Origin of the sequence: Streptomyces sp. NPDC053076 (genome assembly GCF_044546845.1) — a bacterium.
Classification (GTDB): Bacteria; Actinomycetota; Actinomycetes; order Streptomycetales; family Streptomycetaceae; genus Streptomyces.
Genome location: NZ_JBITZL010000009.1, coordinates 294,572 through 308,720, shown reverse-complemented (window position 1 = coordinate 308,720; position 14,149 = coordinate 294,572). Strand labels below are relative to the sequence as shown.

15 protein-coding genes are annotated in these 14,149 nt (G+C 72.3%); 3 read left to right on the top strand and 12 right to left on the bottom strand.

What is annotated here, in order from left to right; translation table 11 throughout:
* Positions 1-244: 244 nt before the first annotated feature.
* Together ACIGYR_RS32320 and ACIGYR_RS32315 are read right to left on the bottom strand one after the other, a co-directional pair.
* A complete protein-coding gene (locus tag ACIGYR_RS32320; RefSeq protein ID WP_391846349.1) occupies positions 245-1,243 on the bottom strand; it encodes an anion permease in 999 nt (332 codons plus the stop codon).
* 7 nt (positions 1,244-1,250) lie between these two features.
* The gene (locus ACIGYR_RS32315) at positions 1,251-1,871 is read right to left on the bottom strand and encodes a DUF47 domain-containing protein (protein ID WP_391846351.1); all 621 of its coding nucleotides are present in this window, start codon (positions 1,869-1,871) and stop codon (positions 1,251-1,253) included.
* A gap of 215 nt (positions 1,872-2,086) precedes the next feature.
* Between ACIGYR_RS32315 and ACIGYR_RS32310 the strand changes: the two genes are divergently transcribed.
* Entirely contained in the window at positions 2,087-2,392 is a 306-nt protein-coding gene (locus ACIGYR_RS32310) for a metal-sensitive transcriptional regulator (protein WP_073901267.1), read from the top strand.
* A gap of 11 nt (positions 2,393-2,403) precedes the next feature.
* Here ACIGYR_RS32310 and ACIGYR_RS32305 read toward each other — a convergent pair whose 3' ends face one another.
* Both ACIGYR_RS32305 and ACIGYR_RS32300 read right to left on the bottom strand, forming a co-directional pair.
* Entirely contained in the window at positions 2,404-2,565 is a 162-nt protein-coding gene (locus ACIGYR_RS32305) for a hypothetical protein (RefSeq protein ID WP_391846967.1), read from the bottom strand.
* Between the two features lie 115 nt (positions 2,566-2,680).
* Positions 2,681-3,553, bottom strand: a complete 873-nt coding sequence (locus ACIGYR_RS32300) for a hypothetical protein (RefSeq protein WP_399605796.1) — start codon at positions 3,551-3,553, stop codon at positions 2,681-2,683.
* 158 nt (positions 3,554-3,711) lie between these two features.
* Here ACIGYR_RS32300 and ACIGYR_RS32295 point away from each other — a divergent pair, with 158 nt between their 5' ends.
* A complete protein-coding gene (locus ACIGYR_RS32295) occupies positions 3,712-3,897 on the top strand; it encodes a hypothetical protein (RefSeq protein WP_391846355.1) in 186 nt (61 codons plus the stop codon).
* 48 nt (positions 3,898-3,945) lie between these two features.
* Here the strand turns inward: ACIGYR_RS32295 and ACIGYR_RS32290 are convergent, their stop codons facing one another.
* From ACIGYR_RS32290 to mshD, 8 genes are all read right to left on the bottom strand, one after another.
* Positions 3,946-4,371, bottom strand: a complete 426-nt coding sequence (locus tag ACIGYR_RS32290; RefSeq protein ID WP_391846357.1) for an NUDIX hydrolase — start codon at positions 4,369-4,371, stop codon at positions 3,946-3,948.
* An 18-nt stretch (positions 4,372-4,389) separates the two neighbouring features.
* On the bottom strand, positions 4,390-5,541 hold the full coding sequence (locus tag ACIGYR_RS32285; RefSeq protein ID WP_399605800.1) for a CHAD domain-containing protein: 1,152 nt from the start codon (positions 5,539-5,541) through the stop codon (positions 4,390-4,392).
* On the bottom strand, positions 5,522-7,888 hold the full coding sequence (locus ACIGYR_RS32280; RefSeq protein WP_399605802.1) for an RNA degradosome polyphosphate kinase: 2,367 nt from the start codon (positions 7,886-7,888) through the stop codon (positions 5,522-5,524). The genes ACIGYR_RS32285 and ACIGYR_RS32280 overlap by 20 nt, the downstream gene beginning before the upstream one ends.
* A 157-nt stretch (positions 7,889-8,045) precedes the next feature.
* Positions 8,046-8,804, bottom strand: coding sequence for a hypothetical protein (locus ACIGYR_RS32275; protein ID WP_399605805.1), 759 nt, complete (start codon positions 8,802-8,804; stop codon positions 8,046-8,048).
* 34 nt (positions 8,805-8,838) lie between these two features.
* Entirely contained in the window at positions 8,839-9,846 is a 1,008-nt protein-coding gene (locus ACIGYR_RS32270; RefSeq protein WP_399605808.1) for an ABC transporter permease, read from the bottom strand.
* Positions 9,843-10,724, bottom strand: a complete 882-nt coding sequence (locus ACIGYR_RS32265) for an ABC transporter ATP-binding protein (RefSeq protein ID WP_391846367.1) — start codon at positions 10,722-10,724, stop codon at positions 9,843-9,845. The genes ACIGYR_RS32270 and ACIGYR_RS32265 overlap by 4 nt, the downstream gene beginning before the upstream one ends.
* Positions 10,721-11,107 (bottom strand): GntR family transcriptional regulator, encoded by a 387-nt coding sequence (locus ACIGYR_RS32260; protein WP_399605811.1) that lies wholly within the window; start codon positions 11,105-11,107, stop codon positions 10,721-10,723. Before ACIGYR_RS32260 ends, ACIGYR_RS32265 begins: the two co-directional genes overlap by 4 nt.
* 93 nt (positions 11,108-11,200) lie before the next feature.
* Positions 11,201-12,127, bottom strand: coding sequence for a mycothiol synthase (gene mshD / locus ACIGYR_RS32255; protein WP_391846371.1), 927 nt, complete (start codon positions 12,125-12,127; stop codon positions 11,201-11,203).
* 162 nt (positions 12,128-12,289) lie between these two features.
* Between mshD and ACIGYR_RS32250 the strand changes: the two genes are divergently transcribed.
* Positions 12,290-14,080, top strand: a complete 1,791-nt coding sequence (locus tag ACIGYR_RS32250; RefSeq protein WP_399605814.1) for a bifunctional metallophosphatase/5'-nucleotidase — start codon at positions 12,290-12,292, stop codon at positions 14,078-14,080.
* Positions 14,081-14,149 lie beyond the last annotated feature (69 nt).

Sequence of the window (14,149 nt, the reverse complement as noted above, 5' to 3'; positions counted from 1 at the left end):
CCCTCGCGGTGCTGCATGGCGGTGCCACCGCGAGGACGCAAAAGGGCCCGCCCCCGGCTCCCGGGGGCGGGCCCCTCGCGTTCCCCTCCCCGACACCTCGCGGAAGGGGTGGCGCCGGCGTCACAGGACGCCGAGGCCGCGGCCTCGGCGTTCGCGCCGGCGTCGGGGTGGACCTTGAGCGCCCACCCTCCCGGGCGGCCGTTCGGCCGGGGGAGGGTGGGCGCGGGGGACGGCGACGGGCCGGCTACAAGGCGACCAGCTTGACCACGCCGAAGGCCAGCGCGGCGACCAGCGCGGCTGCCGGCATCGTGATGAACCAGCCCAGGACGATGTTCTTGGCCACGCCCCAGCGGACGGCGTTGAGCCGCTTCGTCGCCCCCACGCCCATGATCGCCGAGGTGATGACATGGGTCGTGGAGATCGGCGCCTTGAAGATGAACGCGGTCGTGAACATGATCGACGCGCCCGTCGCCTCCGCCGCGAACCCCTGCGGCGGGTCCAGCTCGATGATCTTGCGGCCCAGCGTGCGCATGATCCGCCAGCCACCGGCGTACGTGCCCAGGGACAGCATCACCGCACAGACGATCTTGACCCAGACCGGGATCGGGTCGTCGAACGTCTCGTGGCCGGAAATGACCAGTGCCAGCACCACGACACCCATCGTCTTCTGGGCGTCCTGGAGGCCGTGGCCCAGGGCCATGCCCGCGGCCGAGACGGTCTGGGCGATACGGAAGCCGCGCTTGGCCTTGTGCGGGTTGGACCGGCGGAACAGCCACATGATCGCCGTCATGACGAGGTAACCGACGATCAGGCCCACGAACGGCGACACGAACATCGGGATGACGACCTTGTCCAGGACACCGCCCCAGAGGACGTCCGTGCCACCGGCCAGCGCCGCGCCCACCATGCCGCCGAACAGGGCGTGGGAGGACGAGGACGGCAGGCCGAAGTACCAGGTGGCCAGGTTCCAGACGATCGCGCCGATCAGCGCCGCGAAGAGGATCCCCATACCCGTGGAGCCCTTCGGCGTCTCGATCAGGCCCTCGCTGACGGTCTTGGCGACGCCGGAGCCGAGGAAGGCGCCGGCCAGGTTCATCACCGCGGCCATGGCGAGGGCCGCCCGCGGGGTCAGCGCCCGCGTCGACACCGACGTCGCGATCGCGTTCGCCGAGTCGTGGAAACCGTTCGTGTACGTGAAGAAGAGCGCGACCGCGACGGTCGCGATCAGGGCGAAGGTGTCCATCGACGCCTCAGGACTCCTTGACGGCGATGGTCTCCACCGTGTTCGCCACGTGCTCGAAAGCGTCGGCCGCCTCTTCCAGGACGTCCACGATCTGCTTGAGCTTCAGCACCTCGATCGCGTCGTACTTGCCGTTGAAGAGATGGGCGAGCAGTTTGCGGTGGATCTGGTCGGCCTGGTTCTCCAGCCGGTTGACCTCGATCCAGTACTCGGTGAGGTTGTCCATGGTCCGCAGGTTCGGCATGGCCTCCGCCGTCAGCTCGGCGGCCCGGGCCAGGACCTCGATCTGCTGCTCGACGCCCTTGGGGAGCTCCTCGACGTTGTAGAGGACGACGAGGTCGACGGCCTCCTCCATGAAGTCCATGATGTCGTCGAGGGACGACGCGAGGTTGTAGATGTCCTCGCGGTCGAAGGGCGTGATGAAGGAGGAGTTCAGCTGGTGGAAGATCGCGTGCGTGGCGTCGTCACCTGCGTGTTCCGCGGCCCGCATACGCTCTGCGATCTCGGCCCGGGCGGAGGAGTCCGCCCCGAGCAGTTCCATCAGGAGTTTCGAGCCGGTGACGATGTTGTCCGCGGACGCGGCGAACATGTCGTAGAAGCTCGTCTCCCTGGGGGTCAGACGAAAGCGCACGTGTGGTCCTCGGGGTGCTTCGGTTTCGGTCAGGCTGATGCTAGGCGCATCATCCGGCCACGGCTATCGGGCCGCATCCCAGTGTCGCCCATCGGGCGTGGTGATCAGCACGGGGGCGTACCAAGGGCTCCTTACCCCGCAAAGTTCGTTACCATATACCCACTAGGGGTATGTATCCCTTTTGTCCGAAGCTCGTCCCGAGACGGAGGCCCGCGATGACGACGACCGAGGCCGGCGCCACGCACGGCTACCACAAGCAGAAGGACGAGCACCTCAAGCGGCTCCGCCGTATCGAGGGGCAGATCCGTGGCCTGCAGCGGATGGTGGAGGAGGACACCTACTGCATCGACATACTCACCCAGGTCTCCGCCTCCACCAAAGCGCTGCAGTCGTTCGCGCTCCAGCTGCTCGAGGAGCACCTGCGGCACTGCGTCGCGGACGCGGCCCTCAAGGGCGGTGACGAGATCGACGCCAAGGTGGACGAGGCGACGAAGGCGATCGGCCGTCTGCTCCGCACCTGAGCGGGCCGCGCTCAGTCCGGATTCCGCTCCTTGGCGACCCGCAGTACCTCGTCGATGCTCTCCAGGCTGAGCCGGTCCTCGGCGGCCGAGGCCGCGATGATCAGCTCTCCGCACAGCTCGATCTCGGCGAGGGCCACGTGGTCCTGAACCGCCGTGCCGCCGACCGGAGCCACCCGCCTCACCTCTCCTCTGCCGTCACCCGCTTCCTAGGGTAGGCAGCGGTCCGCACACCGCGCATGGCACGGACGGGCTACTTACGGGAGGGCGTCCCGGACTAGTTGGCCGGATTCAAGCGCCGCCCCCGGGACCGTCCCCGGGCTCGTCCTCGGCGATCCGGCCCGCGTAGATGTCCGCGGGGGCCGGCAGCCGGACGTCCACGGGCGTGCCGAAGGCATAGAGCAGCAGGGTCGAGGCGACCGCCACGCTCGCCTTCTGCCGGCCGTTGACGAAGCTGAAGCGCTGCCGGAGCTTGCGGATGCGGCCCTGGTCGTCCAGATAGGCGTCGAACGGAACCTCGGCCGTGGCGAACCCTTTCGCCGCCGCGGCCAGGGACGCCCTGTTCCCTGCCGACGCGTACCGGGCCGCACGTCCCAGGTCGGCGGTGCCCCGGTAGTGCCGCACCGGGGTCCCGGCGACCTCGGTCCGGCCGACGAAGGCCGCCTCCCGCGCCCCGCGCAGCATCTCGGCCGCCGCGTACGGATCGGTCGCGCCGCCGGTGACCAGGTTGCCGTCGGACAGCGTGGCGGTCTCCACCCGCACCCACTTGTCGGCGGGCACGCCCGCGCCCCGGTTCTTCATGAACAGGGCGCCCGGGACGAGGAGTTCGGTAATGGGCCGGTGTTCGGAGGTGCCCGCGGGGTCCTCGGGCAGCATCACGGTCAGCCGGCCGATGCGGTGCCGGTAGTCGTAGACGCCCTTGCCGCGGATGGTGACCCGGGTACCGCCGGTGGCCATCTCCATCGAGGTGGCGGCCTTGGAGCTGCCCGCGTCCCGCAGTGCCTCGCCGGCCCGGTGCAGGGCGGTGACGGGGTCGCCCCCGCCCTTGACGTCCTCGGCGGCGGCCCCGCTGCCGGAACAGCCCGAGGCGCCGGTCCCGAGGCAGAGGAGGATGCCCACCGCGGCGACCGTCCTGCCCGCGCGTCTGTGCTGCCGCCGATCCATCGCCTGCCTACCCCCAGCCGGTGTGTCCGTCACGGGCCCCCGTCGCTCGGTTAACGACGGGTAGGGGGCGTCGTCACGCGCCGCCGGGGTGGGCGGAAGCCGCACGAGGGCGGAAGCCGCAGGAACCCTTTTCCCGCGGGCTGGGTAACGTGGGCGGGGTGGCATTCACCTCGGCGCAGCACGACGGGCCGGAGCGCGCCCGGCCCGGGCAGGAACACCTCACGACGACGAGCGAACAGGGCCGCTTCTGTGTGGCCCGGTGCAGCTGCGGCTGGCGCGGCCCCGCCCGCCGCGCCCGCAGCCAGGCCCGCACGGACGCGGAAGGGCACGCGGCCGGCCTGTGACGGCGGTGACGGACGACGGCGGCCCGCGCCGGGCCCCGGTGAGGGGGCTCAGCCCTGCCGCTCCCGCAGGTCCGACGGCCGACGGAGCGCGTCCACCAGGTCCCGGTCGCGCAGCTGGGTGAGCCGGGACCGGGCCGCGGCCGGGGAGAGCCACAGGATCCGGTCCACCTCGGCGTTCGGTGTGAAGTGGCCGGAAACCGCCTTCGCGGCCCAGTACCGCACCCGCTTCGGACGGCCGCCCGCCGCATAGTGCACGGTGGGCAGCTCGCCGCCGGGCTCGGCCGTGTACCCGGTCTCCTCCGCGACCTCACGCAGGGCGGCGGCGAGCGGGTCCTCGCCCCGCTTCAGCTTGCCCTTGGGGTGCGACCAGTCGTCGTACTTCGGCCGGTGGACCAGGCAGATCTCCAGGTCACCGGAGAGCGGGGAGCGGCGCCACAGCACGCAGCCGGCCGCCTGGACCACGGTGTCGTCCACACCGCCTCCTCGTGGGGTTCAGGGCGCGTCGACGGTCTGCCTCTGCCACGCCTGCTGGAACGCGAACCGGGCCGCCTCGACCTCGTGCCGCTGGTCGGCGTGGAGCACGCCGAGCGCGTACGCGGTGGCCGGGGTGATCCGGGGGGTACGGGCCGCCTGGGCCGCCGCCGCTGCCGCCTCCGAGGCGTCCCGGTGCCGGTTCAGCGCCTGGCCCGCCGTCAGCTGCCGTACGTCCAGGGGGGCCTCGCCGCCGTACAGCACCTCCCGGGCGTACCGGTGCAGGCGCAGCAGCAGGCGGACCTGGTGCCAGGGGCCGTCCTGGGGGTGCGGGGACGGATCCGGGGACAGGCCGTGCACCAGGGCCTCCGCGTTGTAGGGGTGGCCGGCGGTGATCAGGGGGAGCGCGGCGATGGCGTCCGTGAGGCGTTCCTCGGCCGCGGCGGCGAGCGGGTACAGGCCGGTGGTGGGGGCGGTGGGGGTGAGGGGGACCTCGCTGGCGAGTACGGCGACCTTGTCGGCGACCGCGTGGAAGCGGGAGGAGCCGAGGGCCTGGAGGGCCGTGGAGTGGGCCCGGGTCCGGGCCAGGGTCAGCTGCCGCTCCAGCAGGGCGCCGGCCTTCGCCGCGCCCACGGTGAGGTTGCCGCGTTCCGCGGCGGGCGGCGGGCCGCCGGGACCACCGGTGTTCTCCGCCGCCGCTTTCACGGGGAGGGACGCCACGCCGGCGGCACGGCCGCCCGCGGCGCGGGCGTCGACCGGCTGCGCGGGAAGCACCGCCGCTCCCGACAGCCTGTGCAGCGCCAGCAGCAGCCGCTCCAGGCGCGCCTCGTAGGCGTGCTCGAGCCCCAGGGTGCCCGACAGCCAGGCCAGTTCGGGGCGCATCTCCTCCGACCAGGCGGGGTCGAGGAGGGGGCGGAAGGTGTGCAGGCTGCCGCTGATGCGGCGGGCCGAGTGGCGCAGGGCGCGCGCCGCGTCGACGGACTCCTCCACGCTGCCCGCCCGCCCGCCCGCGTAGCCGCGCGCGGCGGCGCCCGCGCCGTTGCCGCCGCCCTCCCGGTGCAGGCGCAGGGCGCGGAGGAACTCCGTGGCCTGGGCGCGCAGGTAGCCCGCCAGGGCGTCTGCCGTCACCGCCTCGGCCGTGGGGTCCGTCGGGTCAAGGTGTCGCTGTGCCACGCCGGCGCCTCCGGGCGTCTATGAGCATCTCCTGGACGTTGCGCAGGGGTTGGCCGTCCGCGTCGGTCGCGTGTCGCGTCCACTCACCGTCCGGGCCGAGGTGCCAGGAGGCGGTGGTGTCGGACATGCCGGTGTCCAGCAGCCGGTTGAGGGCTGCGCGGTGACCGGGGTCGACGACCCGGACCAGGGCCTCTATCCGGCGGTCGAGGTTGCGGTGCATCATGTCGGCGCTGCCGATCCACACCTCCGGTTCGCCGCCGTTGCCGAAGGCGAACACCCGGGAGTGTTCGAGGAAGCGGCCGAGGATCGAGCGGACCCGGATGTTCTCCGACAGGCCCGCGACACCGGGGCGGACGGCGCAGATGCCGCGTACCCAGATGTCGACCGGCACGCCCGCCTGGGCGGCCCGGTAGAGCGCGTCGATGACCGCTTCGTCGACCATCGAGTTGACCTTGATGCGGACGAACGCCGGACGTCCCGCACGGTGGTGCTGGGTCTCCTTGTCGATCCGGGCTATCAGGCCGTCCCGCAGGGACTTGGGGGCGACGAGGAGCCTGCGGTAGGTCTCCCGGCGCGAGTAGCCGGACAGCCGGTTGAAGAGGTCGGAGAGGTCCGCGCCGACCTGGGGGTCGGCGGTGAGCAGGCCGAGGTCCTCGTACAGCCGGGCCGTCTTCGGGTGGTAGTTGCCGGTGCCGACGTGGCTGTAGCGGCGCAGGGTGTCGCCCTCCTGGCGGACCACCAGGGACAGCTTGCAGTGTGTCTTCAGGCCGACCAGGCCGTAGACGACGTGGCAGCCGGCCTCCTCCAGCTTGCGCGCCCACTTGATGTTGGCGTGCTCGTCGAAGCGGGCCTTGATCTCGACCAGGACGAGGACCTGCTTGCCGGACTCGGCGGCGTCGATGAGCGCGTCGACGATCGGGGAGTCGCCGGAGGTGCGGTACAGGGTCTGCTTGATCGCGAGGACGTCCGGGTCGGCCGCCGCCTGCTCCAGGAACGCCTGCACGGAGGTGGAGAAGCTGTCGTACGGGTGGTGCAGCAGCACGTCGCGGGCGCGCAGGGCCGCGAAGATGTCGGGCGCGGACGCCGACTCGACCTCGGCGAGGTCGCGGTGGGTGCCGGCGATGAACTTCGGGTACTTCAGCTCCGGCCGGTCGAGGCCGTGGATGCGGAAGAGGCCGGTGAGGTCCAGCGGGCCGGGCAGCGGGTAGACCTCGGCCTCCGAGATCTTCAGCTCGCGGACCAGCAGGTCCAGCACCTCGCGGTCGATGGACTCCTCGACCTCCAGGCGCACCGGCGGGCCGAAGCGGCGCCGCATCAGTTCCTTCTCCAGGGCCTGGAGGAGGTTCTCGGCGTCGTCCTCCTCGACCTCCAGGTCCTCGTTGCGGGTGATCCGGAAGGCGTGGTGCTCCAGGATCTCCATGCCCGGGAACAGCTCTTCGAGGTGGTTGGGGGCCGCGATGACGTCCTCGATCGGGACGTAGCGGCCCGGGGACGCCTCCAGGAAGCGGGTCAGCAGCGGCGGCACCTTCACGCGCGCGAAGTGCTTGTGGCCGCTGACCGGGTTGCGTACGACGACGGCCAGGTTCAGCGAGAGGCCGGAGATGTACGGGAAGGGGTGGGCCGGGTCGACGGCCAGCGGGGTGAGGACCGGGAAGATCTGGTGCCGGAAGAGGGTGAAGAGCCGTGCCTGCTCCTTGTCGGTCAGCTCGCTCCAGCGGACCAGGTGGATGCCCTCCTCCGCGAGTGCGGGGGCGACGTCCTCGTGGTAGCAGGCGGCGTGCCGGGCCATCAGCTCGCGGGAGCGGGCCCAGATCATCTCCAGCACCTCGCGGGGCTGGAGGCCGGAGGCGGAGCGGGTGGCGACGCCGGTGGCGATACGGCGCTTCAGACCGGCCACCCGGACCATGAAGAACTCGTCCAGGTTGCTGGCGAAGATCGCGAGGAAGTTCGCGCGCTCCAGCAGGGGTGTGTTCGGGTCCTCGGCCAGCTCCAGGACCCGCTCGTTGAAGGCGAGCCAGCTGCGCTCCCGGTCGAGGAAACGGCCCTGGGGCAGGACAGCGCCCCCGGTCGGGGACTCCTCGAACGTGTCGAGGTCCGCGTCCAGGTCGGGTTCCAGGTCGGAGACGGTGGCGGAGACGGCGTGCTGCCGGTGCGCGGCGATGGAGCCCACGGAGGGCTGCGGGTGCTGGGCCTCTGCTGCCTGGGTGTCTTGCTGACTCATGAACCCATTCTTCCGCGCGACGGGCGACACGGGCGCGTCGGAACGCGCGGGTGGGAGCTTCACGGTCCCGTTCCCCGCGGCGGGCCCCTCGGGGGGCGGCGAAGGCTCTGGCACGGCGGGCTTCATTGGCCGAGCGTCGCAAGCCTGGCTGAATCAATGGTTACGGCGACATGACGTGCGGGATAGCGGGGAGCGGCTCGACGGGGTCCCGGCCGCGGAAGAACCGGTCCGGTACGTCCCTCCCCCCGGTGGGGACGTACCGGACCGGCGTGCGCCCGGGGGGTCAGGCGGCCCGGTGGCGCAGGACGGCGTACGCGGCGCCGACGGCGGCCCCGGTGAGGGCCAGGACCATGCCGGTGGCGGCCAGGTGCAGGGGCCAGAAACCGGTCAGCGGGCCGTGCAGCGGCTGCCACAGGTCGCGCAGGTACAGCCGCAGGGCCACGGTGGCGGCGCAGGCGACGGCGAGCGCGGGGAGCGTCCGGCGCAGGGCCAGGCCGGCCAGGGCGCCCGCGGCCAGCCCGAACAGCACGAGCGCGGGCAGCAGCGGGCCGCGCGGGACGAAGACGCGGTCCCAGGCCCAGTTCGTGACCAGGACGTCCCGGTCGGCGGACCAGACCCGGCCGAAGGTCAGGGCGAGCACCGAGGCGCCGGCGAGCAGGGGCAGCGCGGCCGCCGCCAGCTTCGCGGTCAGCCAGCGGACGGGCGTGACGGCCTGTGTCCAGACCAGGTGCGCGGTGCCGGACTCCAGCTCGCGGCCGATCAGCGCGGCACCGGCCCAGGCGGCCACCACGCAGGGGGCGTAGCAGAGGGCCTCGCCGAGGAGGTTCATGACGTTGTCGGTGTCGGTGAACACGGTGTAGGTGCACCAGCCGCCGTTCTGCCGGCAGGCCCGGTCCCGGGGTGCGGCGGAGTAGTGCACCCAGAGCAGTTCACCGGCCGTGAGGAGCACGAAGGCGGTCCAGATCAGCAGGGCCGGGCGGTGCAGCCGCAGCAGGGTGCGGCGGGTGACCGGACGGTCGGGGGCGAGGGCGGCGGCGCTCATGCGGTGGCTCCCGGGCGGGTGGGGGCGGGGGTGGTCATGCGGTGGCTTCCTGCGCGGCCCGGACGGGCCCCGTGACGCGGCGCAGCGCCAGGAAGGAGCCGAGCACCAGCAGCCCGGTGACGGCGAGGATCAGTGCGCAGGTGGTGAGCTGGAGCGGCCAGGAGTGGGAGTAGGGGTGGAAGGTGCTCCAGCGACCGGTGAGGCCGGCGTACACGGCCCGGCACCGGGCCTCGGTGTCGCACTGCGGGACGGGTACGCGGGCGCCGGAGCGGGTCACCACGCCTTGGGCGACGTCGAGACCCGAGCCCACGGATCCCCCGTCCATCGTGGAGACGCGGGTGACCGCGGGCCACAGGTGCGGCAGGGCGATCTCGAGAACGCCCCGGAAGCACGTGATGACCACCATGCCGACGAGGAGGGCGGGCAGCGTACGGCGGAGCACCAGGCCCGCGAGCGCGCCGAGCGCGAGTCCGGCGAGGGCCAGGGCGACGGTGGTGGGGCCGTTGGCGTAGAAGGTGAAGCGGTCGTACCAGTCCTTGGCGGTGTCGATACGGCCCCGGCCCGCGTTCCAGGCGAGCCGGTGCAGCCAGAACAGCAGCGTGGATCCCGCCGCGACGGCGACCGCCGGTACGGCCAGCCGGACGGCCAGCCAGCGCGCCGGTGACGTGCCCTGCGTCCAGGCCAGCCGGGCCGTGCCGGACTCCAGTTCCCGGCCGACTAGCGCGGCGCCCGCCCAGCCGGCCACCAGCACGGGCAGCACGTTCAGGGCGACGGTGGCGTAGTTGCTGTAGTCCTTGTACCGGAGGATGGCCTCCTGGTCGTAGCTGCACCTGGCCGTGGCCGGGCAGGCGTTGTACTGCCGCCAGCCCTCGGCGGCGGCGTCGGCGAGCGGGCCGCGCAGGCCCAGCAGCAGGGCGGCCAGCGCGAGCACCAGGCCCGTCCAGGCGTACAGCGCGGGCCGGTGCAGGCGCAGCACCCAGCGGGTCAGTCGCGGCTTCCCGGCGGTCCGCGGTACGGCGGTGCCGGTCAGGGTGGCGGTCATGCGGCACTCTCCTCGGACAGGTCCGGCGCGCCGGGATTGCGCAGGTGGGCGAGGACCAGTTCCTCCAGCGAGGGCGCCGAGGTGCGCCAGTCGCCGGGGAGCGGTCCGGCCGGGCGGACCAGCGCGGTGAGCTGGCGGCCGGTGACCCGGGACTCCACCACCGTGTGGGCGCCGAGGTCGGTGGCCTCGGCGGCGCCGGACACCCGCAGGTGGGCGGCGAGCAGCTCGTCGATCTCGCCGGCCAGCCGGATCCGGCCGCCACCGACCAGCAGCAGATGGTCGCAGGAGTCCTCCAGCTCGGCGACGACGTGCGAGGACATCACGATGGTGGTGCCGTACTGGGCGGCCTGTGCCATCAGCGTGCCCATCAGCTCGTGCCGGGCCAGTGGGTCGAGGTCGGCCATCGGCTCGTCCAGGAGCAGCAGTTCGGGCCGTTTGCCGAGGGCGAGGGCGAGCGCGACCCGGGTGCGCTGGCCGCCGGAGAGGGAGCGGATGCGGGCCCTGGGGTCCAGGTCGCCGCCCGCGACGACCTGCTCGGCGACGGCCGCGTCCCAGTGCCCGGGGTTCAGGTCGGCGCCCATGCGCAGCGTCTCGGCGATGCTGAGCTGCGGATACAGCGGCTTGTCCTGGGCGACGAAGCCGACGCGGGGGCGGGCCGCGGCCGGGGTGGTGCCGAGGACGGTCAGGCTGCCCCGGGTGGGCGTGGTGAGTCCGGCGGCCAGGGCCAGCAGGGTGGACTTGCCGGCGCCGTTGGGGCCGACGACGGCGCACACGCGGCCGGTGGGCAGCCGGAACGTGCAGTCCCGCAGGGCCCATCCCGCACGGCGGCCGAACCGTTTCCCCAGGGCGTCGGCCCTCAACGCCGTGTCGCTGCTCATGACGGGTCTCCCTGGAAGTGCTTGTCGAGTACGGCAGTGAAGAGTGCGGACACGTCGTCCCGCTCCAGACCGGCGGTGCGGGCGCGTTCCGCCCACTCCTCCAGTTCCGTGCGCAGCGGGGAGTCGGCGGGGGCGGCGCCCAGGGACCGGCGGACGAAGGTGCCGAGCCCGCGCCGCGCCTCCACCAGGCCCTCGCGCTCCAGCTCGCGGTACGCCTTCAGGACGGTGTTGGGGTTGATGGCGGTCGCCTCCACCACCTCGCGCGCCGTGGGCAGCCGGTCCCCCGGCTCCAGCAGACCGAGACGCAGGGCCTGTTTGGTCTGCTGGACGATCTGCACATAGGTGGCCACGCCGCTGTGCCGGTCGATGCGGTACTCGACCATCGGGTACAACCACCCTTTCACTAATTGAGTAGTGAAAGGGTGGTGCAAAAGAGGGGCGGCCGTCAACCCGGCCGCCCCTCGCGTAGGGGTATGTCAGGTTTCGGTGCGGTACATCAGGTCCGTCTCGTGCACGAGGAACCCCAGCCGCTCGTACACCGTCACCGCCGCCTTGTTGTCGGCGTCGACGTAGAGCATCGCGGTCGGCAGCTGCTGGGCGGCCAGATGGCGCAGCCCGATCGTGGTGAGCGCCTTGCCCAGCCCGCCGCCCTGCTCGCCGGGCCGCACCCCGAGGACGTACACCTCGCCGAGCCCCTCCTCGGCGTGCACCTTGGTCCAGTGGAAGCCGATCAGCTCCCCGCGCCGCTCCGCGAGGAAGAACCCGGCCGGATCGAACCACGCCTCGGCCTTGCGGTCGTCCAGGTCCCGCTGGGTGAGCGAGCCCTGCTCCGGGTGGTGGGCGAAGGCGGCGGCGTTCACCGCGAGCCAGGCGGCGTCGTCCTTGCCGGGCACGAAGGCGCGCACGGTCACGCCCTCCGCCAGCACCGGCTCGGGCAGCTCCAGGTCGGCCAACGACCGGCGCATCTGACGCAGTTCGCGGAACAGGGTCAGACCGAGCACCTGGGCGAGATGCCGGGCGGCGGGGTGTCCGCCGTGCGCCCACACCCGCAGCCGTTTGCCGGAGGCGGCGAGCAGGGCCGAGCCGAGCGCCCGGCCGTGCCCGTGTCCGCGCTGCCCGGGATGCACGACCAGCTCGGCGGCCGGTGCCTCGACCGGGTCGGTGTCCTCCAGCTGGGCGTACCCGACGAGTTCGCCGTCGATCGTCAGCAGCAGATGCGAGACGCCCTCGCGGGCTCCCCCGCGCAGTTGCAGCCGCCCCTGCTCGGACACCGGTTGCTGCCCGTCGATCCGGGCGGCCTCACCGATCAGGCGCAGGACGGCCTCGGCAAGGTCCGGGGTGAGCGCGGAGTAGGTCTCGATGGAGCGGGCGGAAAAGCCCCGTACGGTGTCGTCGCTGCTCATGCGTACGAGGGTACGGGGCGGCCGGGGCGAAGTCCCGGCACACCGGCCGCAAAGGAACCGGCAAAGGGAAACCAGGATGTAACCCCGAACCCCCTGTCGCGCTACGCGCGTTGACCCTAGGCTGCGCCGAGCCACCACAGCCGACCCACAGGGGGGTTCTCCATGTCAGCCGCGCCCCGGCGCCCCAGACGCCGTACCTATGGCTTCCTCGCGACCGCAGCCGGTCTCGCCACGGCGGCGGCGCTGACCACCGCCCTCCCGGCGGACGCGCACGAGAGCCACCACCAGCACCGTCCGGGCCGCTACCAGGACGTCCAGCTGCTCTCCTTCAACGACCTGCACGGCAACCTGGAGCCCCCGTCCGGCTCCTCCGGCCGGGTCAGCGAACTCCAGCCGGACGGCACGACGAAGACGATCGACGCGGGCGGCGCCGAGTACCTCGCGACCCACCTCCGCCAGGCCCGCGAGGGCCACCCGTACTCGATCACCGCGGCCGGCGGCGACATGGTCGGCGCCTCCCCGCTGCTGTCGGGCCTGTTCCACGACGAGCCCACCATCGAGGCGCTCAACAAGCTCGACCTGGACGTCACCTCGGTCGGCAACCACGAGTTCGACGAGGGCGCGCGGGAGCTGGCCCGCCTCCAGAACGGCGGCTGCCACCCGACGGACGGCTGCTACGCGGGCGAGAAGTTCAAGGGCGCGAACTTCCCGTACCTCGCGGCGAACGTCCTGGACGACAAGACGAAGAAGCCGATCCTGAAGCCGTACTGGGTCTGGCGGAAGAACGGCGTCAAGATCGGTTTCATCGGGGTCACGCTCGAGGGCACCCCGGGCATCGTCTCCGCCGACGGCGTCAAGGGCCTGACCTTCAAGGACGAGGCCGAGACCATCAACAAGTACGCCAAGGTGCTCCAGCGGCAGGGCGTGAAGTCGATCGTGGCCCTGATCCACGAGGGCGGCTTCCCGGCCTCCGGCTCCTACAACTACGACTGCGACGCCGCGGGCGCGGGCAGCGGCATCTCCGGCCCGATCGTGGACATCGCCAAGAACGTCACGCCGGCGGTGGACGCCCTGGTCACCGGCCACACCCACAACGCCTACGTCTGCACGGTCCCGGACCCGTCCGGCCGGCCCCGCATGGTCACCTCGGCGGCCTCCTTCGGCCGCCTGTACACCGACACCACGCTGACCTACGACCGCCGTACCGGCGACATCGTGCGTACGGCGGTGAAGTCCGCGAACCGCGTGGTCACCCGGGACGTCCCCAAGGCGCCGGACATGACCGACCTGATCGGGAAGTGGAACACCCTGGCCGCCCCGATCGGCAACCGCGCCATCGGCTACATCTCCGCCGACGTGAACAACACCGGCACCGAGTCCCCGATGGGCGACCTGATCGCCGACGCGCAGCTGGCCCACGGCCGTGAGCTGGACCCGAAGACCAGCCTGGCGCTGATGAACCCGGGCGGGGTCCGGGCCGGCCTGACCTACGCGGCCAAGGCCGCCGAGGGCGACGGCGTGGTCACCTACGCCGAGGGCTTCACGGTCCAGCCGTTCGCCAACACCGTGAACCTCCAGGACTTCACCGGCGCCCAGCTGATCCAGGTGCTCAAGGAGCAGGTGAGCGGCGTCAACGAGGCGGCGCCGAAGATCCTCCAGCCGTCCGCGGGGCTCACCTACACCCTGGACCTCACCAGGTCCGGCGCGGACCGCGTGGTCACCGGCTCCATCCGGCTGAACGGCGCCCCGGTCGACCCCGCGGCCACCTACCGGGTCGCCACCAACAGCTTCCTCGCGGGCGGCGGCGACGGCTTCCCGACGCTGGGCCAGGGCACGGGCGACCTGGTGGGTGCGGACGACCTGACGGCCCTGGAGAAGTACCTGACGGCGAACTCGTCGGCCACGAATCCGATCGCCCCGCCGAAGGCCGACCGGATCACCGTCGTGCGGTAGAAGACCGGCAGCAGAACCTGTGTGAACACCTCCGCGGCCCCGAGATACCCCTGAGAATTCCTCTGAAGG